Here is a 21,738-nt window from a genome sequence, read left to right as displayed (position 1 = left end):
TCAGCTCGCGAGGCCCACGACGAGCCAGACGAACGCCACTCCGGCCACCGTGCAGGCGAGGGTGGAGCGGGCGGGGTGCGTGTGGTGGGCCTCGGGGAGGATGTCGGAGGTCGCGAGGTAGAGCAGCACTCCGCCGAAGAACCCGAGGTAGATGCCGAGGAAGTACTCCGGAAGGGTGAACAGCAGGGTCGACGCGGCACCGACGACGGGGGCGAGCGCGTCGGCCCCGAGCATCAGCAGGGCGCGACGGCGGTCGTTCCCGTACAGGTCGGTGATCGTGTACGTGTTGAAGCCGTCGGCGAAGTCGTGGGCGATGACGGCGAGCGCGACGGCGGCGGCCATGCCGCTGTCCACCTGGAAGGCGGCGCCGATCGCGACGCCGTCCATGGCGCTGTGGCCGACCAGCGCGGTGGCCGCGGTGAGCCCCACTTGAGGGGCGCGGGTGGTGTCGTCGGCGGGCCGGTGGTCCGCCCTGCGGACGGCGAGGAGCCGTTCGACGAGGTGGGCGGCGAGGAAGCCGAGGACGAAGCAGAGCAGTGCGGCCGGTACGCCGAAGAGCTTGTGCCCGGCGGCCTCCAGCGCTTCCGGGAGCAGGTCGAGGCCGACGACGCCCAGCATGAGCCCGCCCGCGAGCCCGAGGACGAGGTGCCGCCGGTCGGTGACCCGCTGGGCCGTCCAGCCGCCCAGCAGTGTCGTCAGGAACGCGCCCAGGGCGACGACGACCGGCACGGGTCCACCCTCCTCACTGCTGCGCTGTCTCCTGCTTACCTGTACGTCGGTGTGGGCGCCCGCCGGGGGGTGACCGCCGACGAGGTGCTGGCGCTGGTCGGGGAGGTGCTGGTCGGGGTGCCCGTGGCTCTCGCGACCGCCGAGGCCAAGGCCCGCGAGCCCGGTCTGCTGGAGGCCGCCGCCCGGCTGGGGGTGCCGCTGCTGGCGTACGGGGCGGAGGCGCTCGCGGCGGTCGCGGTGCCGAACCCGTCCGGTGCGGCCCTCGCCGCCGTGGGCGCGCCCGGTGTGGCGGAGGCCGCGGCGCTGCTGGCCGCGGGCCCGCGCGGGGTGCTGGTGGTGGGGAAGCGGAAGGCGGCGCGGGTGACCTGCGCCGTCGCGCGCGGACCCGGTTGAGTGCCGCGCACGGGCCGTCAGTACGGTTCTGGGGCGGGCTGTCCGCCCCGGCCCTGTCGGCGTCAAGGAAGAAGAGAAGGTGGCCCGCGGCCATGCACACACCCAGTGAACCCGATCTGCGGCACCACGGCGACGTCGAAGTGCGGGGCGGCGGGGCGGAGTTGACCGACCTCGCGGTCAATGTGCGCTCGGACACGCCCCCGGAGTGGCTGCGGGAGCACATAGCGGGCTCGCTCGACGGGCTCGCCGCCTACCCGGACGGGCGGGCGGCGCGGCGTGCCGTGGCCGCGCGGCACGGGCTGCCGGAGGAGCGGGTGCTGCTGACGGCGGGCGCGGCCGAGGCGTTCGTGCTGCTGGCGCGGGCGCTGCCGGTACGGCGGCCGGTGGTGGTCCACCCGCAGTTCACGGAGCCGGAGGCGGCGCTGCGGGCGGCGGGGCACACGGTGGAGCGGGTGCTGCTCGACCCGGCGGACGGCTTCCGGCTGGACCCGCGCGCGGTGCCGGGCGACGCGGATCTGGTGGTGGTCGGCAACCCGACGAATCCGACGTCCGTGCTGCACCCGGCGCAGGCGCTGGCGCAGCTCGCCCGCCCGGGGCGGACCCTGGTGGTGGACGAGGCGTTCATGGACGCGGTGCCGGGCGAGCGCGAGTCGTTGGCGTCCCGTACGGACCTGCCGGGGCTGGTGGTGCTGCGCAGCCTCACCAAGACGTGGGGGCTGGCGGGGCTGCGCATCGGTTACGTCCTCGCCTCGCCGGGCGCGATCGCGCGGCTGGAGCGGGCGCAGCCGCTGTGGCCGGTGTCGTCGCCGGCGCTCGCGGCGGCGGAGGTGTGCAGCGCTCCCCCGGCGCTCGCGGAGGCGGCGCAAGCGGCGCACCATCTGGAGTCCGACCGGGCCCATCTGGTGGCCGCGCTCTCCTCGTTCGAGGACATCCAGGTGTACGGGCCCGCCGCGGGCCCCTTCGTCCTCGTGCGGATGCCGCACGCGGTGGCGGTGCGGTCGCGGCTGCGGGGGCTGGGCTTCGCGGTGCGGCGCGGCGACACGTTTCCGGGGCTGGGCCCGGAGTATCTGCGGCTGGCGGTTCGCGAGCGTGCGACGACGGATCGCTTCGTGGAAGCGCTGACGCTGGCGCTGGCCGATCTTTGAGGGTTTCTCGCCGTTGCCGTCTGCGGGCCGTTCGCCGCCTGCGGCGGGAGCGCCCTGCGGGCGCGTCCTCAATCGCCGGACGGGCTGGATATGCGGACGTAGTCCGTAATCTGCGGGCCCGCAGATAAAAGCCCACAGTCCGGAAAATCAGCCCGTCCGGCGTTTGAGGACAACGCGGCGAAGCCGTGTTGCGGGGTCCGGGGGTCTCCCCCGGCTCAGGCCCGAGGGGACCTGCGGCGGCGCGCGAGCGCGAACGCCCCGCCTCCCGCCGCGAGAAGCACCGCCGCCGCCCCGGCCACATACGGCGTGGCGGAGCCACCACCGGTCTCCGCCAAGTCCTTGGCGGGCGTACGGGCAGCCGTCTGCTGTTTGGTGCCCGCGGGGGAAGCGCCGGGTGCACCGGGTGCCGCCGCCGGCGTCTCGCAGGTCGCCTCCGCCAGGGTCACCTCGCCCGAGACCTCCGCGACGTTCAGCTTCAGCGGATTGACGGCGACGCGCAGCGAGAGCGCGCCGGCGGCGGCCGTCCGTGAGGTGGTCGCCGTGCGGGAGAGGTCCAGCCGTACCTGTCCCACCCCGGGTACGTCGACCTTCGTGGGTCCGCCCGTGGTGAGCGTGACCTTCTCGCCGAGCACCGTGACGCCGCCGAGCAGGTTCGCCGTGGCCGTGGGCTTCCGGCCCGCCTCGCAGACCGCTTTGGAGGTCACCTGCTGGACCTCGACGAGCGAGAGGAACGGCAGTCCGGGGACGTGCACCCGGGCGTGGACGAGGTTGGCGTAGCCCTCGGACCTGTTGTGGTCGGCGGTGGCGCGGGCGGTCGCGGTGTCGGCGCGCAGGACGTTGACGGGCGTGCCGTGTTCGACGCCGTCGAGGGTGACGGTGAGGGCCGTCTCGTCGGCGTCGGCCGGCGCGTGCACCTCGTTCAGGGAGGTGTGGAGCGGGACGCGGACGGTCTTGTCGAGCAGGGCGACGTCGAGTCCGGCGCGCAGGACGGCCGCGCCGGAGGTGCCCTCGCCGCCCGTTCCGCCTCCGGTGGCATGCGCGGGGACCGCGACGGCGGTGGCGGTCGCGGCTGCCGCCGCGACGACCGCGGCGAGGCGGCGTAAGGGCATGCCGAAGGAAGCGCTGGTGGTGCTGTACACGTGTGTGGAACCCCCACAAGAGGTGTGATGCCGTCGGCGCGGTCTACGGGGGACAGCACGCGCCGACGGCGGGACCCCGCCATATTTGACCCCTGGAGGGTGAATGGGCGGCCCACTGACAGCAGTTCACTCCAACGAGCAGGTTTCGCTGTCGCATTCGATTCGCCCGGCGCGAGAGTTGATTCTCGTCACCTGCGTTACCCCTGTTCGGCGGCCGAGGTGATCGCTAGGTTCCGCCGTATGCCAACCGAGCGGACCACCCCGAAGCCCCGTACCGTTCCCGCCGATACCGATACTGGGACCGATACCGGGACCGGCACCGCCGCCAGCGACCGGGCGGCGCGGCTGGCCGTGACCGTCTTCCCGCTGCTGGTGCTCGCCGCGGGCGGGGTGGGGCTCGCGGCCCCCTCGCACTTCACCGGCTGGGCACCGGCGGTGCCCCAGTTGCTCGGCGTGGTGATGTTCACGATGGGACTCACGCTGACGGCGCCGGACTTCCGGGCCGTCGCCAGGCGCCCCTGGGCGGTGGGACTCGGTCTCGTCGCCCACTATGTGATCATGCCGGGGCTGGGCTGGCTGATCGCCACCGTGCTCGACCTGCCGCCGCAACTGGCCGCCGGGGTGATCCTGGTCGGCTGCGCGCCGAGCGGCACGGCCTCCAACGTGGTCACCTACCTCGCCCGGGGCGACGTCGCGCTGTCGGTGTCGGTCGCGACGGTCTCGACCCTGGTGGCCCCGCTGGTGACCCCGCCGCTCGCGCTGCTGCTCGCCGGCCGGTTCCTGGACGTGGACACGGGGGCGATGGTCACCGACATTCTCAAGACGGTGCTCGTCCCGGTCCTCGGCGGGGTGCTCGTCCGTATGCTCTTCGGCCGGTACGTCGACCGGGTGCTGCGCGTCCTGCCGTGGCTGTCGGCGCTGACGGTCGCCGTTCTCGTGCTCATCGTGGTGTCGGGCAGCGCGGCCAGGATCAAGGACGCCGCGGGCCTGGTGTTCCTGGCCGTCGTCCTGCACAACGCCCTCGGCCTGGCCCTCGGTTACACGACGGGACGGCTGGCCCGGCTGGGCCGGCCGGCGAGCCGGGCCATGGCCTTCGAGGTCGGCATGCAGAACTCGGGGCTCGCGGCCTCCCTGGCCACGGCGCACTTCAGTCCGGCGGCGGCCCTGCCCGCGGCCGTGTTCTCGGTGTGGCACAACGTCTCGGGCGCGGCGGTGGCCGCGTGGATGTCCCGCGCGAAGCGGGAGTGACGGCCGGACGGCCCGGGGAACACCGTCACATGGTCGTCCCCCGACACCGCGCGCACCGCGCGGCGGGCGGTGACGTGGTCATCGGCGGTGGTCCGGTGGTGCGTTGACACGGTTGACACTGTCGTACGGTTCATGGGAACAGACTTCCGGAGGCGGGCACGCGGCGCGTCGGCCTCAGCGGCGGACCCTCTCCACCGCGGGACCGATCTTCGCCTCGTCCTTGAGTAAGACACCCGACGGTCCGAAATCACCCTCAGGGCCAGGGATTTCCCATTGGCCTTGGACAGCCCCGCCACCGTCCGGGGAAAGTCGGCAGGCATGAAGAGCCTCGCGCCCGATCACTTCAGCCCCGGGACCACCTACCTCAACACCGCGTCCTGGGGACTGCTCCCCACGCCTGCCGCCACCGCGATGGCGGAGGCCGCCGCCGCGGCGACCACCGGCCTCCTCCAGGAGGAGACGTTCCACGCGGCGGTGGAGGCGGCCCGCGCCGCCTACGGGCGGCTGCTCGGCGTGCCCGCGGAGCGGGTGGCCACCGGAAGCTCGGTGGCCGTCCACAGCGGGCTGATCGCCCAATCCCTGCCGCCCGGCGCCGAAGTCCTCGTCGCCGAGGGCGACTTCACCTCCCTGGTCAATCCCTTCCACGTACGCACCGGCCTTCGCGTGCGCACCGTCCCGCTGGAGAAGCTCGCCGACGAGGTGCGCCCCGGCACGGCCCTGGTCGCGGTCAGCGCCGTCCAGTCGGCGGACGGCCGGATCGCCGGCCTCGACGCGATCGGGGCCGCCGCCCGCGCCCACGGCGCCCGCACGCTCGTCGACGTCAGCCAGGCGGCGGGCTGGCTGCCCCTCGCCGCGGGCGACCACGACTACACCGTCGGCGTCGGCTACAAGTGGCTGACGTGTCCCCGCGGCACCGCCTTCCTCACCGTCCCCGAGGACCTCGGCGGCCTCACACCGGTCTTCGCCGGGTGGACCTCGGGCGAGGACCCGTGGGAGAGCTGCTACGGGCGGGTCGGGCAACTCGCCGCCTCCGCACGCCGCTTCGACCAGAACGTGCCCGTCTTCTCGTACGTGGGCGCCCGCGAGAGCCTCGCCCTGGTGGAGGAGCTGGGCGTCGAACGCATCGGCGCGCACGACCGGGCGCTCGCCGACCGCTTCCGCGCCGGGCTCGCGGCGCTCGGGCACACGCCGGTGCCCGCCCCGGGCTCGGCGATCGTCGCGGTCCCCGGGCTCGGGAGCGCGGCCGGGCGGCTCACGGCGGCGGGGGTACAGGTCAGCGCGCGGGCCGGGAACCTCCGCGCCGCCTTCCATCTCCACAACACCGCCGCCGATGTCGACAGGCTGCTGGAGGTGCTCGCGCGGGAGTGAGTGGGTAGGACGGGAGAGCCCCTGGTGGGCAGTCGCCGCTTCCGTCCCGAGGAGAGCTCATGAGCACTGCGCGCAGCGAGCAGGACCGCAACGACCACGAGGCCGCCCTCGACGCGATACTCGGCATCGCCATGGGCTTCCAGGCGTCGAAGGTCCTGCTCAGCGCGGTCCGTCTCGGACTGTTCACGGAGCTGGCCGAGGGGCCCGTGCCCTACGAGGAGCTGCGCGTCCGGCTCGGGCTGCACTCCCGGTCCGCCCGGGACTTCTTCGACGCGCTCGTGGCCCTCGGCCTGCTGGACCGCGACGACAAGGGCTACGCCAACACCTCCGTCACCGCCCGCTACCTCGACCGCGGCCGGGCCACCTACCTGGGCGGCTTCCTGGAGATGGCCGACACCAGGCTCTACGACTCCTGGGGCACCCTCATCGACGGGCTGCGCACGGGCCGGCCGCAGAGCGAGCTCAAGAACGGCGGCGACGACTTCTTCGGCACCCTCTACCGGGACCCCGAGCGCCTCGGCGAGTTCCTGCGGGCCATGACCGGCCTGTCGATGCGCTCCGCCCACGCCATCGCCGACACCCTCGACTGGTCCGCGCACCGCGTCGTCGCCGACATCGGCTGCGCCGAGGGCGGCACCCTCGGCCCCCTGCTGCTGCGCCACCCGCATCTGCGGGGCATCGGCTTCGACCTGGAGCCCGTGCGCCCCCACTTCGAGCGCCGCGCCGAACGCTTCGGCCTCACCGACCGGCTGGAGTTCACCGGCGGCGACTTCTTCACCGACCCGCTCCCCCGGGCCGACGCGCTGGTCTTCGGCCACATCCTGCACGACTGGGACCTGCCCACCAAGCGGATGCTGCTGCGCAAGGCGTACGACGCGCTGCCCGCGGGCGGTGTCGTGGTCGTCTACGAGATGCTCATCGACGACGACCGCTGCGAGAACCTGCCGGGGCTGCTGATGTCCCTCAACATGCTCGTCGAGACCACCGGGGGCTTCGACTACACGGGCGCGGACTGTCAGGGCTGGCTGGCCGACGCCGGCTTCTCCAGCAGCCGGGTACGCCCGCTGGGCGGCTACGAGTCGATGGTCGTCGCCCGCAAGTGACCGCCGGGGCGCGGTTCCGGCGGCGGCGCCGCGCCCGAACACGCCCCCGAATACAGTGGCCCCATGAGCGACGGCGAGACGCTGCACATCAAAGGCCGGATCCTCACCGGCCCGCCCCCGGAGGGGGACGTCCGGGACGAGCTGTGGGCCGTGGACGGCCGGATCACCTTCGACCGTCCCATGGGGGTGCGCGACGTCACCACCATCGAGGGGTGGGTGCTGCCCGGCCTCGTGGACGCGCACTGCCACGTGGGCCTGGACGCGCACGGCCCGGTCGACGAATCGACCAGCGAGAAGCAGGCGTTGACGGATCGCGACGCGGGCGCGCTGCTGCTGCGCGACGCGGGCTCCCCGTCGGACACCCGGTGGATCGACGACCGCGAGGACCTCCCCCGCATCGTCCGGGCGGGCCGTCACATCGCCCGCACCCGCCGCTACATCCGCAACTACGCGCACGAGATCGAGCCGGAGGACCTCGTCGCCTATGTGGCGCGCGAGGCGCGGCGCGGTGACGGCTGGGTCAAGCTCGTCGGCGACTGGATCGACCGGGAGTCGGGCGACCTGTCGTCCTGCTGGCCGCGCGGCGAGGTCGAGGCGGCCATCGCGGAGGCGCACCGGCTGGGCGCGCGGGTCACCGCGCACTGCTTCGCCGAGGAGTCCCTGGCGCCCCTGGTGGAGGCGGGCATCGACTGCGTCGAGCACGCGACCGGGCTGACCGAGGAGACGATCCCGCTGTTCGCCGAGCGGGGGGTGGCGATCGTACCGACCCTGGTCAACATCGCGACGTTCCCGAAGCTCGCGCAGGGCGGCGAGGCGAAGTTCCCGCGCTGGGCGGCCCACATGCGGCGGCTGCACGAGCGGCGCTACGCGACGGTGGGCGCCGCGTACGACGCGGGCGTGCCCGTTTTCGTCGGCACGGACGCGGGCGGCTCGCTCGCGCACGGCCTGGTCGCCGAAGAGGTCGCGGAGCTCGTCAAGGCGGGCCTCCCGGCGACGGCGGCGCTCACAGCCGCCGCCTGGGGCGCCCGCGCCTGGCTCGGGCGCCCCGGTCTGGAGGAGGGCGCGCCCGCGGACCTGGTCGTCTACGACAGCGACCCCCGGCAGGACGTCAGGGTACTGGGCACGCCCCGGCGGGTGGTGCTCCGCGGGAAGGTGGTGCGCTGACGCGCCCCCGGGCGCGGCGGGCGGCCCGGGGGCACGACGGCGTCAGCGTCCGGACGCGCAGTCGTACACGGCCTCGGCGAGGCACGCGGTCTCCGGGGCCGCGCCGCCCGGGAAGGCGAAGCGGCGGCGGTTGTAGCCGAAGGCGAGCCTGCGGCCCGGGTCGGCGAACGCCTGCGAGCCGGCCGCGCCGCTGTGCCCGAAGGCCCCCGCGCCCAGGAACGGGTAGACGTCCGAGACCGCGGAGAAGCCCAGGGCGAAGACCATCTGCTGGCGCAGCACCACGTCGTAGCCCGCAGAGTGGATCTGGGCGAACTCGGCGGCCGTGCCGGGCGTCAGCAGCGGTTCCTTGCCGTCGACGCCGATGGCCGCCGCGTACAGCCGGGCGAGGCCCCGCGCGGAGGCCATCCCGCCGACGGACGCGGGGCCACCAGCGCGGACGACGCGCAGGTTGGGCAGCGTCTCCAGGAGGGTCGGCTCGGGGTGGTTGCGGTTGAACGCGATGCTCTGGAGGCTCTCCGGCCCGGCCGCGCCCGCCAGGAGCTCCCTCTTCTGCTCGGGCGTCGGGTCCATGGGCTGGGTGTCGAGCACCCGGTGCTCCTGGTCCTCGGGCAGGCCCATGTAGAAGTCGATGCCGTACGGGGCGCGGATCCGGGTCTCGTAGAACTCCTGCATCGTCAGGCCGGTGACGCGGCGGACGACTTCACCGGTGAGGGCGCCGATGACCAGGGCGTGGTAGCCGAAGGCGCTGCCGGGCCGCCAGCGCGGGCGCTCGGCGGCCAGCCGCTCGGCGATCACCCGGTCGTCCGCGAGCTCCTCGACGGTGAAGCCGCCGTCGACGCCGACAAGGCCCGCGCGGTGGGTGAGCAGCTCCCGCAGCGTGATGCGCCCCTTGCCCTGGGCGGCGAACTCGGGCCAGTAGTGGCTCACTTCCCGGTCCAGGTCGAGCGTGCCGTCCTGGACGAGCATCGCCACCACGAGGTGGGCCGCGCCCTTGGTCGAGGAGAACACCCCGGTGAGGGAGTCCGCCCCGATCCCGGGCCCGCCCCACAGGTCGACGACCCGCTCCCCGTCCACATAGGCGGCGAGCTGCGCGGAGTGCCCCTCCCGCTCCTCGGCGAGCGTGCCCTCGAACACCTCCCGCACCGCTTCGTACCCCTCGGCCACGGTCCCCTGGGCGACAACCTTCTCTGACATGAGCACTCCCCTTAAAGCTCAACCTAAAGCGCAACGTTCCTTCAACGGGGAGTGGAGCCACGCGAACCACTTGGATATTCCGTCCCCACGGTTGTGGCCACCACCGGCCCGCAGCCGGGGGCCTGGGGCACGAGCCCCAGTTTCGGGAAAGGGCGGGGCTGGGGAAAGAAACCCCATGCCCAAACCGAGCCGCATCCTCCTCACCGGCGCCGCAGGCAACATCGGCACGATGATGCGCACCCGCCTCCCCCAATACGGCCATGAACTCCGCCTGTTCGACAGATCCCCCATCCCGGACGAACCGGACGCCGTCACCGCGGAGCTCCACGACGACACCGCACTGCGCGCCGCGCTGAAGGGCGTCGACGCCGTCGTCCACCTGGCCGGTATCTCCCTGGAAGCCCCCTTCGAGGAGATCCTCCGCGCCAACATCGAGGGCACCCACCGGCTTTACGAGGCGGCGCGGGCGGAGAACGTACGGCGGATCGTCCTCGCCTCCAGCAACCATGCCGTCGGTTTCACCCCGGTCCCGGCCCCCGGCGGACCCCTGATCCCCGTGGAGACCCCGCACCGCCCCGACACGTTCTACGGGCTCTCCAAGTGCTTCGGCGAGGATCTCGCCGCCCTCTACTGGCACCGGCACGGCATCGAGTCGGTCTGCCTGCGCATCGGTTCCTGCTTCGACGCGCCCCGGAACGTCCGCATGCTGTCCACCTGGCTGAGCCCCGACGACTGCGCCCGGCTGCTGCACGCCTCGCTCACGGCGGACGGGGTGGGCCACACCGTCGTCCACGGCAGCTCCGCCAACACCCGCCTGTGGTGGGACCTGTCGGGCGCCCTCGCCCTCGGCTACGAGCCGCGGGACGACTCCGAACCGTACGCCGCCGCCCTGATCGCCGCCGAGGGCGAGGGCCCGGCGCGGGGCGGCGCCTGGCTGGGCGGCGACTTCTGCACGGACAGCCCGCCCACCCTGCGACGCTGACCCCCGAGGCGCCGGAGACGGCCGGGAATTCGGCGTTCGGTAATGGAACCGCAAAGCGCGGCCACTCGTTACCCGGGACATGACCGCTATGACACCTGGCTCGAACATTCCGCTCTCCGTCACCCGTGTGACGGTGGACGTCACCGCACCGGTGCGGCTCGACGTTTCGGGCCTGCTGCTCACCGGCGACGGCAAGGTGCGCTCCGACGACGACTTCGTCTTCTACAACCAGCCCACCGGTCCCGGCGTGACCCACCGTGCCGCCTCCGGCGCCACGCCCGACTCGATCACCGTGGACACCGGCGCGGTGCCCGCCGGGATCGACAAGATCGTGGTGACCGCGAGCCCGGACGCCGCCGGTGCGACCTTCGCGGGCACCGAGCCGACCGCGACCGTGCGCAGCGCGGACGACGGCTCCGTGCTCGCCACGTTCACCCCGCCGGGGCTGGGTCCGGAGACGGCGCTGGTGGTCGTCGAGGTCTACCGGCGCGCCGGCGCCTGGAAGGTCCGCGCGGTCGGCCAGGGTTACGCGAACGGCCTGGCGGGCATCGCCACGGACTTCGGCGTGAGCGTGGAGGAGCCCGCGGCCCCGGCACCCGCCCCCGCCCCGGCCGCCCCGCCGGTGGCCCCGGCGGTGGCTCCGCCCGTGGCGGCTCCGGTCATGCCGCCCGCGCCGCCCGCGCCGCCCGTCTTCCCGGCCCCGACCGGGAAGATCAACCTCGACAAGGGCCGGGTCAGCCTCCAGAAGAACCAGACGGTCTCCCTCGTCAAGGGCGGCCGCCCGCTCACCCAGTCCGTGCGGATGGGTCTCGGCTGGGAGCCCGCCTGGCACAGCCGGGCCATCGACCTCGACGCCTCGGTGATCGCCTACGGCCCCGACCGCAACATGATCGACGCCTGCTACTTCGGCAAGCTCCAGATCCTCAACGGCGCGATCCAGCACTCCGGTGACAACCTCACCGGCGAGGGCGCGGGCGACGACGAGTCGATCACCGTCCACATGGACGGCCTGCCGCCGGAGGTGACGGGCCTGGTGTTCACCGTCAGCTCCTTCAACGGCCAGAAGTTCACCCAGGTCGCGAAGGCCTACTGCCGCCTGCTCGACGCCCGTACGGGCGAGGAACTGGTGCGCTTCGACCTCACCGGCTCCGAGGCGAAGACGGGCGTCCTCATGTGCAAGTTCGTCCGGCAGTACTCGGGCGAGTGGGAGATGACGGCCATCGGCGAGTATGTGAAGTCAAAGACGGTGCGCGACCTGATCCAGCCGGCCGCCATGGCCCTCTGACCCCGCGGCCGGCAGCCCGGCGAGGCGGGCCAGCCGGCGGTAGGAGCCCAGCAGCGCCGCCCTGTCGTACGAGGCGGTGGTGACGAGCACCTCGTCGGCGCCGCTGCGCCCGATCAACGAGTCGAGCGCGGCGGCGACCTCGTCCTCCGTGCCGTGGACATGGCCGCGCAGCCCGGCCTCGTAGAAGCCGCGCTCCCGGTCCGTCATGGCCAGGGACCCGATCTCCTCCGCCGGGGACAGCGGCGGGAAAACACCGCGCGTACGGGAGTGGGCGAGCGCCCAGGCCTCCGGCACCAGCAGGCGGCGGGCCTCCTCCTCCGTCTCCGCGACGGCGACATTGCCCGCGACGACGACGTAGGGGCGCTCGCGCAGCTCCGAGGGCCGGAAGGCGGCCCGGTAGCGGTCGATGGCGGCGAGCGTCCTGTCCTCGCCGGTGATGCCGCCGATGACCAGGGCCGCGCCCGCCTCGGCGGCGATGTCCGCGCCCGCCTCGTTGGCGAGGACGAACATGGGCACCCGCAGGCCCTCCGCGGGCCGGGCGTGGACCTCGGGGTGGGCACGGCGGCCGCCGGTGAAGTAGGCGGCCAGCTCGGCGAGTTCGGCCCCGAAGTCCGCCATCGCGTCCTTCTCGGTGCCGAGGGCGCGCCGGATGCCGTCGGTGAAGCCGACGGAGCGGCCCAGGCCCATGTCGATCCGGCCGGGGAAGAGTGCCTCCAGCACCCCGAACTGCTCGGCCACGACCAGGGTGCGGTGGTTGGGCAGCATCACCCCGCCGGTGCCGACGCGTATCCGCGAGGTGGCGGCCGCGACGGCCGCGGCCAGCACGGTGGGGGCGGAGCCGGCCACCCCGGGCACGCTGTGGTGCTCCGACACCCAGAACCGGTGGTACCCCAGCGCCTCGACGTCCCGCGCGAACCGCACACTCTCCCGCAACGCCTCGGCGGGCTCCCGCCCCTGCCGGGTCCGGGACCGGTCGAGAACGGAGAACCGGGTGCTGCGCATGCGTACGGTCACCCTTGCTACAACACAGGCGCCCGACGAAGATTCCCACCGCGGCGGCAGTGACCGAATCCGACGGACGGTTTCCGCCCGGCCGCGGGCACAGCGGTCACCACGCGGCCGACACCGGGGGAACACTCCCACCGCGGCGGCCCCGCCGCGCAGCGAGGGGTCCGGGGACGAGGCCCCAGACCCCACGCGCAAGCTCGGCCGACGGGCGCGCCCCGTCAGGGGCGCGGGGAACTGCGCGATCAGCCACGACGGACCCGCAGTCGCCGGCTGCCCTACCGACCGAGCCCGTAGGCGGCAGCAGCGCCGCCGCAGGGCCGAGGCAAGCGCAGCGGTAACCCGCACGTAACGCGGGGGCACCCCACCGCACCGACTCGCCGCACGGCAAAGGGGCGGCGGTGCCGAGCCCGGCCCCACCCCCGCCGATTCGGGTGCGCCCAGCGCGAGCGACCTAGCGGAGCGACCTGGCCTTGAAGGCCGACTTGCGGGCCTCCTTCGCCGTCTTCTTGTCCGGGTGGAGGCGGCCCATGGCCTCCAGGACGTCGGCCGTCGCCGGGTGGTCCACCCGCCACGCCGAGTCGAAGAAGCCGCTGTGGCGGTCCACGAGGTCCGTGACCAGGGCGCGCAGTTCCTCGGAGTCGCCGTCGGCCGCGAGCTGGGCGGCGATCGTGTCGATGGTCAGCCAGAAGACCATCGCCTCGTCGGGCTCGGGGATGTCCGCCGCGCCGTGCTCGGCGAGCCAGACGCGGGCGAGCCCGCCGAGCCGGCGGTCGTCGAGGACCTCGCGCAGCGCGGGTTCGGCATCCGGGCCGACCAGGGAGAGGGTCTGCTGGCAGGACAGCCTGCGGACCGGACCGTCCTCGTCCGCGTCCGTACCGCGGGCGGCGGCCAGCAGCTCGCGGGCGGCGTCGAGGGGTGTGCGGCGGGCCAGCCACAGCTCGGTCTCGGCGCGCGCGGCCGCGGCGGGGTGGCCGGGGAGCGCGGCGAGGAGAACGTCGGCGCCCTGCTCGGCGAGGTCGCCGACGGCGGGCGCGTCGATCCCGGCGTCGAGCATCCGGGTGCGCACCGCGAAGAGGCCGAGCGGGGTGAGGGTGACCAGGCCGTAGCGGCTGACGTCCTCCTCCTCGGGGCTCTCGGAGGCCACGCCGTCGACGGACTCGCGGATGTGCCCCTCGCCGTCGACCTCCTCGATGAGGGCCTCGTCGACGGGCTGGTACGCCACGAGCCCGGTCGGCGCGAGCATCCGGAACTGGTCGTCCAGGCGCATCATCGCGTCGGAGACCTCTTCGAGGACGTCGTCGGTGGGCTCGTCCATGTCATCCGGGACGATCATGGAGGCGGCGAGCGCGGGCAGCGGCACGGGCCGGTCGGCGGCGCTCTCGTCCAGCGTGGTCAGCAGGTAGAGGTTGCCGAGGACGCCGTCGAGGAAGTCGGCCTCCTCCTCGGGGTTCCAGTCGAGGGCGTCGAGGTCGAGGTCGCCGCCCTCGGAGAGCTGCTCGACGATGTCGCCGAGGTCGGGGGCGGCCGCGTCGGCGAGGACGTTCTCCACGCCACCGAGCCAGAGTTCGAGGATCTCGGCGGGGCTGCCGGAGGTGAGGGTGGCCAGCTCCTCGCCCGTGGCGGCGACGCCGGAGGGCTGGTCGGGGTCGGCGTCCTCGGCCTCGTCCGGGTTCTCGGTGAACTCCACCAGGCCGGTGTCCAGCGCGTGCTGCCACGCCTCGGCGGCGTACGCGGGGCCGTCCTCGTCCCCCGCGAGGTCCAGGAGCTCGGTCGCGGCGCGCAGCTGCTCGGCGAGCAGCTCGCCGCCCGCGCCGACCGGGGTCCCCTCGCCCGCCCAGCGGGCCAGCCTGGCGGCGCGGGTGAGCAACGGCGAGGACAGCGCGTCCCGCGCGAGCTCCGCGTCGGAAGGGAGCCGCACCGGCGGCATGGTCGGGCGGTCTCCGGACATCAGGGGGGTCATCTCCTCGTGGTGAACAGCGGCCGCCGGAACGATGGGGCGCGCGGTGCCCAAGCGTAGACGGGTTTTCCCGCCTGCCGCCCGGTCCGTCAGCCCGTCGGCTGACGGACACCGGCGGAATGCTTACGGAACCTTGACAACTGCGCCGGAAGTCGTAGCAACGCTTACTGGTCGCTCGGAGAACAATTAAATAGACCTGTACGGCCAGAGGCGGCCAGACTCCGGGGAACCCCTACCCGGAGAGTGACGCTCATGCCGCCCACCGGCCCTTTCGGCCGTACCGTCTGCGCGATGGCCACCCCCTTCACCGAGGACGGTTCCCTCGATCTCGACGGCGCGCGGCGCCTCGCCACCCACCTGGTCGAGGCGGGCGGCTGCGACGGCCTGGTGCTGAGCGGGACGACGGGCGAGTCCCCGACGACCACCGACGAGGAGAAGAGCGCGCTGATCCGGGCCGTGTCCGGGGCGGTCGGCGACCGGGCGCGGATCACCGCGGGCGTCGGCTCCGCCGACACCCGGCACACGGTCGCCCTGGCACGGGCGGCCGAGGCCGCCGGGGCGCACGGGGTCCTCGTGGTGACGCCGTACTACAGCAGGCCGCCCCAGGAGGACATCGCGGAACACTTCCGGACGGTCGCGGACGCGGTCGGGGTGCCGGTGATGCTCTACGACATCCCGGGGCGCACGGGCACCCGCATCGAGGTGGACACCCTGCTGCGGCTGGCCGAGCACCCGCGGATCGCCGGGGTGAAGGACTGCTCGTACGACCTGCTCGGCAGCTCCAGGGTGATCGCGGAGAGCGGCCTCGCGTACTACTCCGGCGTGGAGGAGCTGAACCTCCCGCTCCGGGCGGTCGGCGCGGTGGGGTACGTCAGCACGGTCGCCAACGTCGCGGGCCCCGCGGTCGCGGCGGTCCTGGACGCGTACGACCGCGGTGCGACGGCGGAGGCGACCCGCCACCACCAGCGCGTGCTGCCACTGGTCGGGCTGATGATGGCCGCGGGCCTGCCCGGCACGGTGACGGCGAAGGCCCTGCTGGGCGCGCTGGGCCTGCCGGGCGGCCCGGTCCGGGCACCGCTGCGGGCGGCGGTGCCGGAGCGGGTGCGGGAGCTGCTGACGGCGTACCGGGCGATGTCAGGGGCGTGACATGAGGAAGGGGCGGGCGGGGGAGACCCCCGCCCGCCCCGAAGACGCCCCGCGGATATCAGTTGTGGCTGTGCAGCGCCTCGTTCAGGCCGCCCCAGGAGCCGGAGCGCGGGAGGGCCTCCACGCGGCCGGTGGTGGAGTTGCGGCGGAAGAGGAGGTTGTTGGCGCCGGAGAGGTCCAGCGCCTTGACGATCTCGCCGTCCGGCAGGGTCACCCGGGTGCCCGCGGTGACGTACAGACCGGCCTCGACGATGCAGTCGTCGCCCAGCGCGATGCCGAGACCGGCCTCGGCGCCGAGCAGGCAGCGCTCGCCGATGGAGATGATCTGCTTGCCGCCGCCGGACAGGGTGCCCATGATCGACGCGCCGCCGCCGATGTCGGTGCCGTCGCCGACGACGACGCCCGCGCTGATGCGGCCCTCGACCATGGAGGTGCCGAGGGTGCCCGCGTTGAAGTTGACGAAGCCCTCGTGCATGACGGTGGTGCCGGGCGCCAGGTGCGCGCCGAGACGGGCCCGGTCGGCGTCGGCGATGCGGACGCCGGACGGGGCGACGTAGTCGGTCATGCGCGGGAACTTGTCGATGCTGGTCACCTGCAGGTGCAGGCCCTCGGCGCGCGCGGCCAGGCGGGCCTTCTCGACCTGGTCGACGGCGACGGGGCCGAGCGAGGTCCAGGCGACGTTCGCGAGCAGGCCGAAGATGCCGTCCAGGTTCTGGCCGTGCGGCCTGACCAGGCGGTGGGAGAGCAGGTGCAGCCGGAGGTAGGCGTCGTGCGCGTCGAGCGGCTTGGCGTCCAGCGAGGCGATGACCGTACGGACGGCGACGACCTCGACACCGCGGCGCGGGTCGGGACCGAGCGCCTTGAGGGCGCCCTCGCCCAGCAGTTCCGCGGCACGCTCGGCGGTCAGCCGCTCGGTCCCGGCCGGGCCGGGCTCGGCGGCCAGTTCGGGGGCCGGGAACCAGGTGTCGAGGACGGTGCCGTCCTCGGTGATCGTGGCGAGGCCGGCGGCGACGGCGCCACCAAGACGGGCATCGGTACGGGAAGCAACTGCATCGGTCATGGTCGAAAGCTAACCGGACGGGGCCGGTCAATGCGAACCGGCGGCGACACCGGAGACGACGGGCGGCACCCCGCCGACACGCGCCGCCGGGCCGGTCGACTTGGGTCAATGTTGACCAATTCACTAGCAAGAGCTGGCAGTTGCCGACTGTATGGTCGGCCGCATGTCACCCGACCCCGCGCGGAGACCGGCACTGCCGGTGCTCCCCTACCGCAAGCCCACGCCCGGCCGCGACTACTGGGTGCTGGACGACGTGCTGCCCGGCGCGGACGAGGTGCGGGCGCGCTGCCTCGCCAAGGAGGACTGGGTCGAGGGGTACCCGCACAAGCCCGAGAGCTGGCCCGGTCTGCGGACCATGCCGGGGCTGGAGCCGGCGGAGCTGGACCGGGTCGAGCGGCTGGTCAGGAAGGCGACCGGGGCCCGGCGGATCTGGCGGGAGACGACGCCCGGCGGCGGCACGCTGAACCACAACTGCGTCCAGGTCGTCGGCGAGGGCGAGAGCGAACCCCGCCCGCACACCGACTCCCGCTCGCTGTGCCGCTACGCCGCGGTGCTCTACCTCAACCCCGGCGTCCCCAAGGGCTGCGGCACCAGCTTCTACCGGCAGCAGCTGCCCGACGGCAGGCTCGGCGGCAACATGGTGACGGCACCGCACAACAACCTGGTCGACGCGCTCGGCACCCGCTTCGTCCCGCCGGACTCCTTCGTGGAGGACGTCCGCGTCCCGCACCGGTACAACCGGCTCCTCCTCTACACCGCCAACATGATGCACAGCGCCACCGCCTACTGGGGCCGGACCCTGGAGGAGAAGCGCATGACGGCCGTCTTCTTCTGGATGGCCTGACTTCTCGGATGGCCCGACTTCCGGATGGCCCGACGCGGCCGGTGACAGGATGACCGGATGAACCGCCTCCCCTCCGAGTCACTGCCCCACGCCCGCACCTTCCTCGGCTGGCCGCCCGCCGACTCCGTCTGGGGGCGCTGGACCCGCGGCGTACGGCGCGACGTGGCCGCCCTCGCCCGCACGCTCGCGGAGTACGAGCCCGTGGTGCTCCTCGCCGCGCCGGAGGACGCCGACGGCGCCCGCAAGGCGTGCGGCGGCGCCGTCGGGATCGTCCCCGTGCCGGTCGACGACCTGTGGCTGCGGGACTCGGGCCCGGTCTTCGTCACCGGACCGGACGGCGGGCCCGCGGGCATCGACTTCCGCTTCAACGGCTGGGGCGGCAAGCAGGCCCACCCGCGCGACGGCCTGGTCGCCCGGCGGCTGCTGGAGGAGTTCGGGACGCCCCGGATCGAGGCGCCGATCGTCGCGGAGGGCGGCTCGCTGGAGACCGACGGGGAGGGCACCCTGCTGGTCACCGAGAGCTCCCTCGTCAACGACAACCGCAACCCCGGCCGCTCCCGGGACGACATCGAGGCCGTCCTGAAGGAGCTGCTGGGCGTCACCCGGGTGATCTGGCTGCCGGGCGTGCGCGGCGAGGACGTCACCGACTGCCACGTCGACGCCCTGGCCCGCTTCGCGGGGCCCGGCACCGTCGTCCTCAGCAGCCCGCCCGCCGGGGCGTGGCCCGACGTGTGGACCCGCGTGTACGAGCAGGCCCGTACGGTCCTGGAGAGCGCCACCGACGCCCGCGGCCGGGCCCTGGAGATCGTGGAGCTGCCCGAGGCCGACCCCGCCGGGCTGGGCGGACGCGGCGAGGACTTCCTCGGCTCCTACGTCAACTACTTCGTGGCCAACGGCGCGGTGCTCCTGCCCCGCTTCGGCGACCGCCGCTCCGACGGCCGCGCCGCGGCCCTCCTCGCCGACCTCTATCCCGGCCGTGCCGTCCGCCCCGTCGAGATCCACGACCTCGCCGAGGGCGGCGGCGGCATCCACTGCGCCACACAGCAGCAGCCCGCCGCCTGACCGGGGCCAGGGGGCGGGCTGCTGCCGAAAAGCGCGGGGCTCAGACGTTGAAGCCGAGCGCCCGGAGCTGCTCACGGCCGTCGTCCGTGATCTTGTCCGGGCCCCACGGCGGCATCCAGACCCAGTTGATCCGGAGCTCGTTGACGATGCCGTCGGTCGCGGACCGCGCCTGGTCCTCGATCACATCGGTCAGCGGGCAGGCCGCCGACGTCAGCGTCATGTCGAGGGTGGCGATATTGGCGTCGTCGATGTGGATGCCGTAGATGAGGCCGAGGTTGACGACGTCGATGCCCAGCTCGGGGTCGACCACGTCGTACAGCGCCTCGCGGACCTCCTCCTCGGTGGCCGGCTTGGTGGTCGTCGCTTCCACGTTGTCGCTCATGCGGTCTTCCCTTCGGACAGCGCCTGCGCCGTCGCGTCCTTCCACGCCATCCAGCTCAACAGCGCGCACTTCACCCGTGCCGGGTACTTGGAGACACCGGCGAACGCGACCGCGTCCTCCAGCACCTCCTCCATCGCGTCGTCCGGCTCGACCCGGCCCTTGGACTGCATCAGCTCCAGGAAGGTCTCCTGGATCCGACGGGCCTCGGTGAGGTCCTTGCCGACCAGCAGCTCGTTGAGCACGGAAGCGCTCGCCTGGCTGATGGAGCAGCCCTGGCCCTCGTACGAGACGTCTTCGATCGTCTCCCCGGAGAGCCGGACCCGCACGGTGATCTCGTCGCCGCACGTCGGGTTGACGTGGTGCGCCTCGGCGTCACCGGCCCGCAAGCCCCGGCCGTGCGGGTGCTTGTAGTGGTCCAGGATGACGTCCTGGTACATCGAATCAAGCTTCACAGTCAGCAGCCTCGTCCGTGTCTCAGCCGAAGAAGTTCCGTACGTGCTCCAGGCCCTCGACCAGAGCGTCGACCTCGGCGGGCGTGGAGTACAGGTAGAACGACGCTCGCGTGGTCGCGGGAATTCCGTACCGCAGGCAGACGGGCCGCGCGCAGTGGTGGCCCACCCGGACCGCGATGCCCTGCTCGTCCAGCACCTGGCCGACGTCGTGCGGGTGGATGTCCCCGAGCGTGAAGGAGATCGTCGCCCCGCGGTCCTCGGCCGTGGTCGGGCCGATGATCCGCAGGTCGGGCACCTGCTGGAGCTTGCGCACCGCGTACTCGGTGATCGCGTGCTCGTGGCGGGCGATGTTCTCCATGCCGATCGCGGTGAGGTAGTCCACCGCGGCGCCGAGGCCGACGGCCTGGGCGATCGGGGGCGTGCCCGCCTCGAACTTGTGCGGCGCGGGGGCGTAGGTGGAGGAGTGCATCGAGACGGTCTCGATCATCTCGCCGCCGCCGAGGAAGGGCGGCAGGTCCTCCAGGAGCTCCTGGCGGCCCCACAGCACGCCGATGCCCGTCGGCCCGCACATCTTGTGGCCGGTGAAGGCCACGAAGTCGGCCTGGAGCGCCTGGACGTCCAGCACCATGTGCGGGGCGGCCTGGGAGGCGTCGACGACGACGAGCGCGCCGACCTCCTGGGCGCGGCGGACGATCGCCTCGACCGGGTTGATCGTGCCCATGATGTTGGAGACCAGCACGAAGGAGACGACCTTGGTCTTCTCGGTGATGATCTCGTCGATGTTCGACAGGTCGAGGCGGCCGTCGTCGGTGAGGCCGAACCACTTCAGCTTCGCGCCGGTGCGCTGCGAGAGCAGCTGCCACGGCACGATGTTGGAGTGGTGCTCCATCTCCGTGATGACGATCTCGGTGTCGTGGTCCACGCGGTAGGGCTCGTCGGCCCAGCCCAGCATGTTGGCCACGAGGTTGAGCGACTCCGAGGCGTTCTTGGTGAAGATCACCTCGTCGCGGCTGGGGGCGTTGACGAAGGCCGCGACCTTGTCACGGGCGCCCTCGTACAGCGCCGTGGCCTCCTCGGCGATCGTGTAGACGCCGCGGTGGACATTGGCGTTGTGCTGCTCGTAGTACGCGCTGAGGGCGTCGAGCACCTGGCGCGGCTTCTGGGAGGTCGCCGCCGAGTCCAGGTAAACGATCTTCTTGCCGTCGTGGACCGTGCGGTCCAGGATCGGGAAGTCCTTACGGATCGCCTCGGTGTCGAGGAGCCCCGGCAGTATCGTCACGCGACGTCCTCCTTTGAGTTCGCTCCGCTCACGGGGCCGCCCTTCGTCTGGTAGGCCTCGTAGCCCTCGTTCTCCAGCTTGTCGGCCAGCTCGGCGCCGCCGGACTCGACGATGCGGCCGCCGGAGAAGACGTGGACGAAGTCGGGCTTGATGTAGCGCAGGATGCGCGTGTAGTGGGTGATCAGCAGGGTGCCGACCTCACCGGTCTCGCGGACCCGGTTGACGCCCTCGGAGACCTGGCGCAGCGCGTCGACGTCCAGGCCGGAGTCGGTCTCGTCGAGGATCGCGATCTTCGGCTTGAGGAGCTCCAGCTGGAGGATCTCGTGGCGCTTCTTCTCACCGCCGGAGAAGCCCTCGTTGACGTTGCGCTCGGCGAAGGCGGGGTCCATGTTGAGGCGCTCCATGGCCTCCTTGACCTCCTTCACCCAGGTGCGCAGCTTGGGGGCCTCGCCGCGGATGGCGGTGGCGGAGGTGCGCAGGAAGTTGGAGACCGAGACGCCGGGGACCTCGACCGGGTACTGCATGGCGAGGAAGACGCCGGCGCGGGCGCGCTCGTCGACGGACATCTCCAGGACGTCCTCGCCGTCGAGGGTGACGGTGCCGCCGGTGATCGTGTACTTGGGGTGGCCGGCCAGGGAGTACGCCAGGGTCGACTTGCCGGAGCCGTTGGGGCCCATGATGGCGTGGGTCTCGCCCTGCTTCACGGTCAGGTCGACGCCGCGCAGGATCTCCCGGGGGCCGTTCTCGGCCTCGACGGAGACGTGCAGGTCGTGGATCTCAAGCGTTGCCATGGGGAAC

General features: G+C 73.1%; 21 protein-coding genes. 11 read left to right on the top strand and 10 right to left on the bottom strand.

Going from position 1 to position 21,738, the window contains the following annotated elements; all coding sequences use genetic code 11:
- The gene (locus tag ACWD4A_RS03530; protein ID WP_451188906.1) at positions 1-729 is read right to left on the bottom strand and encodes a ZIP family metal transporter; all 729 of its coding nucleotides are present in this window, start codon (positions 727-729) and stop codon (positions 1-3) included.
- Between the two features lie 69 nt (positions 730-798).
- Here ACWD4A_RS03530 and ACWD4A_RS03525 point away from each other — a divergent pair, with 69 nt between their 5' ends.
- Together ACWD4A_RS03525 and cobC are read left to right on the top strand one after the other, a co-directional pair.
- Positions 799-1,122, top strand: a complete 324-nt coding sequence (locus ACWD4A_RS03525) for a cobalamin biosynthesis protein (RefSeq protein WP_451188903.1) — start codon at positions 799-801, stop codon at positions 1,120-1,122.
- Positions 1,123-1,214: 92 nt separating this feature from the next.
- Entirely contained in the window at positions 1,215-2,267 is a 1,053-nt protein-coding gene (gene cobC, locus ACWD4A_RS03520; RefSeq protein WP_451188901.1) for an Rv2231c family pyridoxal phosphate-dependent protein CobC, read from the top strand.
- A 215-nt stretch (positions 2,268-2,482) separates the two neighbouring features.
- Here the strand turns inward: cobC and ACWD4A_RS03515 are convergent, their stop codons facing one another.
- The gene (locus ACWD4A_RS03515) at positions 2,483-3,376 is read right to left on the bottom strand and encodes an SCO1860 family LAETG-anchored protein (protein ID WP_451188937.1); all 894 of its coding nucleotides are present in this window, start codon (positions 3,374-3,376) and stop codon (positions 2,483-2,485) included.
- A 270-nt stretch (positions 3,377-3,646) separates the two neighbouring features.
- Here ACWD4A_RS03515 and ACWD4A_RS03510 point away from each other — a divergent pair, with 270 nt between their 5' ends.
- The 4 genes from ACWD4A_RS03510 (at position 3,647) to ACWD4A_RS03495 (ending at position 8,289) form a co-directional block, all read left to right on the top strand.
- On the top strand, positions 3,647-4,654 hold the full coding sequence (locus tag ACWD4A_RS03510; protein ID WP_451188898.1) for a bile acid:sodium symporter family protein: 1,008 nt from the start codon (positions 3,647-3,649) through the stop codon (positions 4,652-4,654).
- A gap of 318 nt (positions 4,655-4,972) precedes the next feature.
- Positions 4,973-6,022: an aminotransferase class V-fold PLP-dependent enzyme gene (locus ACWD4A_RS03505; protein WP_451188895.1), complete on the top strand. Its 1,050-nt coding sequence runs from the start codon at positions 4,973-4,975 to the stop codon at positions 6,020-6,022.
- A gap of 59 nt (positions 6,023-6,081) precedes the next feature.
- Complete coding sequence (locus tag ACWD4A_RS03500; protein ID WP_451188893.1) at positions 6,082-7,125, top strand: methyltransferase; 1,044 nt, start codon at positions 6,082-6,084, stop codon at positions 7,123-7,125.
- Positions 7,126-7,188: 63 nt separating this feature from the next.
- The gene (locus ACWD4A_RS03495) at positions 7,189-8,289 is read left to right on the top strand and encodes an amidohydrolase family protein (RefSeq protein WP_451188891.1); all 1,101 of its coding nucleotides are present in this window, start codon (positions 7,189-7,191) and stop codon (positions 8,287-8,289) included.
- Between the two features lie 42 nt (positions 8,290-8,331).
- Here the strand turns inward: ACWD4A_RS03495 and ACWD4A_RS03490 are convergent, their stop codons facing one another.
- On the bottom strand, positions 8,332-9,483 hold the full coding sequence (locus tag ACWD4A_RS03490) for a serine hydrolase domain-containing protein (RefSeq protein ID WP_451188888.1): 1,152 nt from the start codon (positions 9,481-9,483) through the stop codon (positions 8,332-8,334).
- Positions 9,484-9,658: 175 nt separating this feature from the next.
- Between ACWD4A_RS03490 and ACWD4A_RS03485 the strand changes: the two genes are divergently transcribed.
- Both ACWD4A_RS03485 and ACWD4A_RS03480 read left to right on the top strand, forming a co-directional pair.
- Positions 9,659-10,465, top strand: a complete 807-nt coding sequence (locus ACWD4A_RS03485; protein ID WP_451188884.1) for an NAD-dependent epimerase/dehydratase family protein — start codon at positions 9,659-9,661, stop codon at positions 10,463-10,465.
- A gap of 88 nt (positions 10,466-10,553) precedes the next feature.
- On the top strand, positions 10,554-11,750 hold the full coding sequence (locus tag ACWD4A_RS03480; RefSeq protein ID WP_451188881.1) for a TerD family protein: 1,197 nt from the start codon (positions 10,554-10,556) through the stop codon (positions 11,748-11,750).
- On the opposite strand, the gene ACWD4A_RS03475 is transcribed toward ACWD4A_RS03480, so the two are convergent.
- Positions 11,703-12,752, bottom strand: coding sequence for an MsnO8 family LLM class oxidoreductase (locus ACWD4A_RS03475; protein WP_451188878.1), 1,050 nt, complete (start codon positions 12,750-12,752; stop codon positions 11,703-11,705). The two genes, ACWD4A_RS03480 and ACWD4A_RS03475, sit on opposite strands and share 48 nt — an antisense overlap.
- A gap of 457 nt (positions 12,753-13,209) precedes the next feature.
- The gene (locus ACWD4A_RS03470) at positions 13,210-14,706 is read right to left on the bottom strand and encodes a hypothetical protein (protein ID WP_451188875.1); all 1,497 of its coding nucleotides are present in this window, start codon (positions 14,704-14,706) and stop codon (positions 13,210-13,212) included.
- Between the two features lie 300 nt (positions 14,707-15,006).
- Between ACWD4A_RS03470 and dapA the strand changes: the two genes are divergently transcribed.
- Positions 15,007-15,861, top strand: a complete 855-nt coding sequence (dapA, locus tag ACWD4A_RS03465) for a 4-hydroxy-tetrahydrodipicolinate synthase (protein ID WP_451188873.1) — start codon at positions 15,007-15,009, stop codon at positions 15,859-15,861.
- 58 nt (positions 15,862-15,919) lie between these two features.
- On the opposite strand, the gene dapD is transcribed toward dapA, so the two are convergent.
- Entirely contained in the window at positions 15,920-16,921 is a 1,002-nt protein-coding gene (gene dapD, locus ACWD4A_RS03460) for a 2,3,4,5-tetrahydropyridine-2,6-dicarboxylate N-succinyltransferase (protein ID WP_451188870.1), read from the bottom strand.
- 163 nt (positions 16,922-17,084) lie between these two features.
- Between dapD and ACWD4A_RS03455 the strand changes: the two genes are divergently transcribed.
- Both ACWD4A_RS03455 and ACWD4A_RS03450 read left to right on the top strand, forming a co-directional pair.
- Positions 17,085-17,765 carry a DUF6445 family protein gene (locus ACWD4A_RS03455; protein WP_451188868.1) on the top strand — a complete coding sequence of 227 codons (681 nt, stop codon included), beginning with the start codon at positions 17,085-17,087 and terminating at the stop codon, positions 17,763-17,765.
- Positions 17,766-17,822: 57 nt separating this feature from the next.
- Positions 17,823-18,827, top strand: coding sequence for an agmatine deiminase family protein (locus tag ACWD4A_RS03450; RefSeq protein WP_451188865.1), 1,005 nt, complete (start codon positions 17,823-17,825; stop codon positions 18,825-18,827).
- Positions 18,828-18,867: 40 nt separating this feature from the next.
- On the opposite strand, the gene ACWD4A_RS03445 is transcribed toward ACWD4A_RS03450, so the two are convergent.
- Genes ACWD4A_RS03445 through sufC form a run of 4 tightly spaced genes read right to left on the bottom strand, consistent with a single transcriptional unit; the run spans position 18,868 to position 21,731 of the window.
- Complete coding sequence (locus tag ACWD4A_RS03445; RefSeq protein WP_451188862.1) at positions 18,868-19,209, bottom strand: metal-sulfur cluster assembly factor; 342 nt, start codon at positions 19,207-19,209, stop codon at positions 18,868-18,870.
- On the bottom strand, positions 19,206-19,661 hold the full coding sequence (sufU, locus tag ACWD4A_RS03440) for a Fe-S cluster assembly sulfur transfer protein SufU (protein ID WP_451188858.1): 456 nt from the start codon (positions 19,659-19,661) through the stop codon (positions 19,206-19,208). The genes ACWD4A_RS03445 and sufU overlap by 4 nt, the downstream gene beginning before the upstream one ends.
- A 22-nt stretch (positions 19,662-19,683) precedes the next feature.
- Entirely contained in the window at positions 19,684-20,940 is a 1,257-nt protein-coding gene (locus ACWD4A_RS03435) for a cysteine desulfurase (protein ID WP_451188856.1), read from the bottom strand.
- On the bottom strand, positions 20,937-21,731 hold the full coding sequence (sufC, locus tag ACWD4A_RS03430; protein WP_451188853.1) for a Fe-S cluster assembly ATPase SufC: 795 nt from the start codon (positions 21,729-21,731) through the stop codon (positions 20,937-20,939). Before sufC ends, ACWD4A_RS03435 begins: the two co-directional genes overlap by 4 nt.
- Between the last annotated feature and the right edge of the window lie 7 nt (positions 21,732-21,738).

This window comes from Streptomyces sp. NPDC002537, assembly GCF_053594975.1.
The sequence above is the reverse complement of the archived record's forward strand: the minus strand, read 5'-3'. Positions and strand labels throughout refer to the sequence as shown.

What these genes read in the sequence shown, in the direction of transcription:
- cobC (WP_451188901.1), top strand. Translation starts at nt 1,215, where the DNA reads ATGCACACACCCAGTGAACCCGATCTGCGGCACCACGGCGACGTCGAA.
- ACWD4A_RS03515 (WP_451188937.1), bottom strand. Translation starts at nt 3,376, where the DNA reads ATGCCCTTACGCCGCCTCGCCGCGGTCGTCGCGGCGGCAGCCGCGACC.
- ACWD4A_RS03510 (WP_451188898.1), top strand. Translation starts at nt 3,647, where the DNA reads ATGCCAACCGAGCGGACCACCCCGAAGCCCCGTACCGTTCCCGCCGAT.
- ACWD4A_RS03505 (WP_451188895.1), top strand. Translation starts at nt 4,973, where the DNA reads ATGAAGAGCCTCGCGCCCGATCACTTCAGCCCCGGGACCACCTACCTC.
- ACWD4A_RS03500 (WP_451188893.1), top strand. Translation starts at nt 6,082, where the DNA reads ATGAGCACTGCGCGCAGCGAGCAGGACCGCAACGACCACGAGGCCGCC.
- ACWD4A_RS03495 (WP_451188891.1), top strand. Translation starts at nt 7,189, where the DNA reads ATGAGCGACGGCGAGACGCTGCACATCAAAGGCCGGATCCTCACCGGC.
- ACWD4A_RS03490 (WP_451188888.1), bottom strand. Translation starts at nt 9,483, where the DNA reads ATGTCAGAGAAGGTTGTCGCCCAGGGGACCGTGGCCGAGGGGTACGAA.
- ACWD4A_RS03485 (WP_451188884.1), top strand. Translation starts at nt 9,659, where the DNA reads ATGCCCAAACCGAGCCGCATCCTCCTCACCGGCGCCGCAGGCAACATC.
- ACWD4A_RS03480 (WP_451188881.1), top strand. Translation starts at nt 10,554, where the DNA reads ATGACACCTGGCTCGAACATTCCGCTCTCCGTCACCCGTGTGACGGTG.
- ACWD4A_RS03475 (WP_451188878.1), bottom strand. Translation starts at nt 12,752, where the DNA reads ATGCGCAGCACCCGGTTCTCCGTTCTCGACCGGTCCCGGACCCGGCAG.
- ACWD4A_RS03470 (WP_451188875.1), bottom strand. Translation starts at nt 14,706, where the DNA reads ATGTCCGGAGACCGCCCGACCATGCCGCCGGTGCGGCTCCCTTCCGAC.
- dapA (WP_451188873.1), top strand. Translation starts at nt 15,007, where the DNA reads ATGGCCACCCCCTTCACCGAGGACGGTTCCCTCGATCTCGACGGCGCG.
- dapD (WP_451188870.1), bottom strand. Translation starts at nt 16,921, where the DNA reads ATGACCGATGCAGTTGCTTCCCGTACCGATGCCCGTCTTGGTGGCGCC.
- ACWD4A_RS03455 (WP_451188868.1), top strand. Translation starts at nt 17,085, where the DNA reads ATGTCACCCGACCCCGCGCGGAGACCGGCACTGCCGGTGCTCCCCTAC.
- ACWD4A_RS03450 (WP_451188865.1), top strand. Translation starts at nt 17,823, where the DNA reads ATGAACCGCCTCCCCTCCGAGTCACTGCCCCACGCCCGCACCTTCCTC.
- ACWD4A_RS03445 (WP_451188862.1), bottom strand. Translation starts at nt 19,209, where the DNA reads ATGAGCGACAACGTGGAAGCGACGACCACCAAGCCGGCCACCGAGGAG.
- sufC (WP_451188853.1), bottom strand. Translation starts at nt 21,731, where the DNA reads ATGGCAACGCTTGAGATCCACGACCTGCACGTCTCCGTCGAGGCCGAG.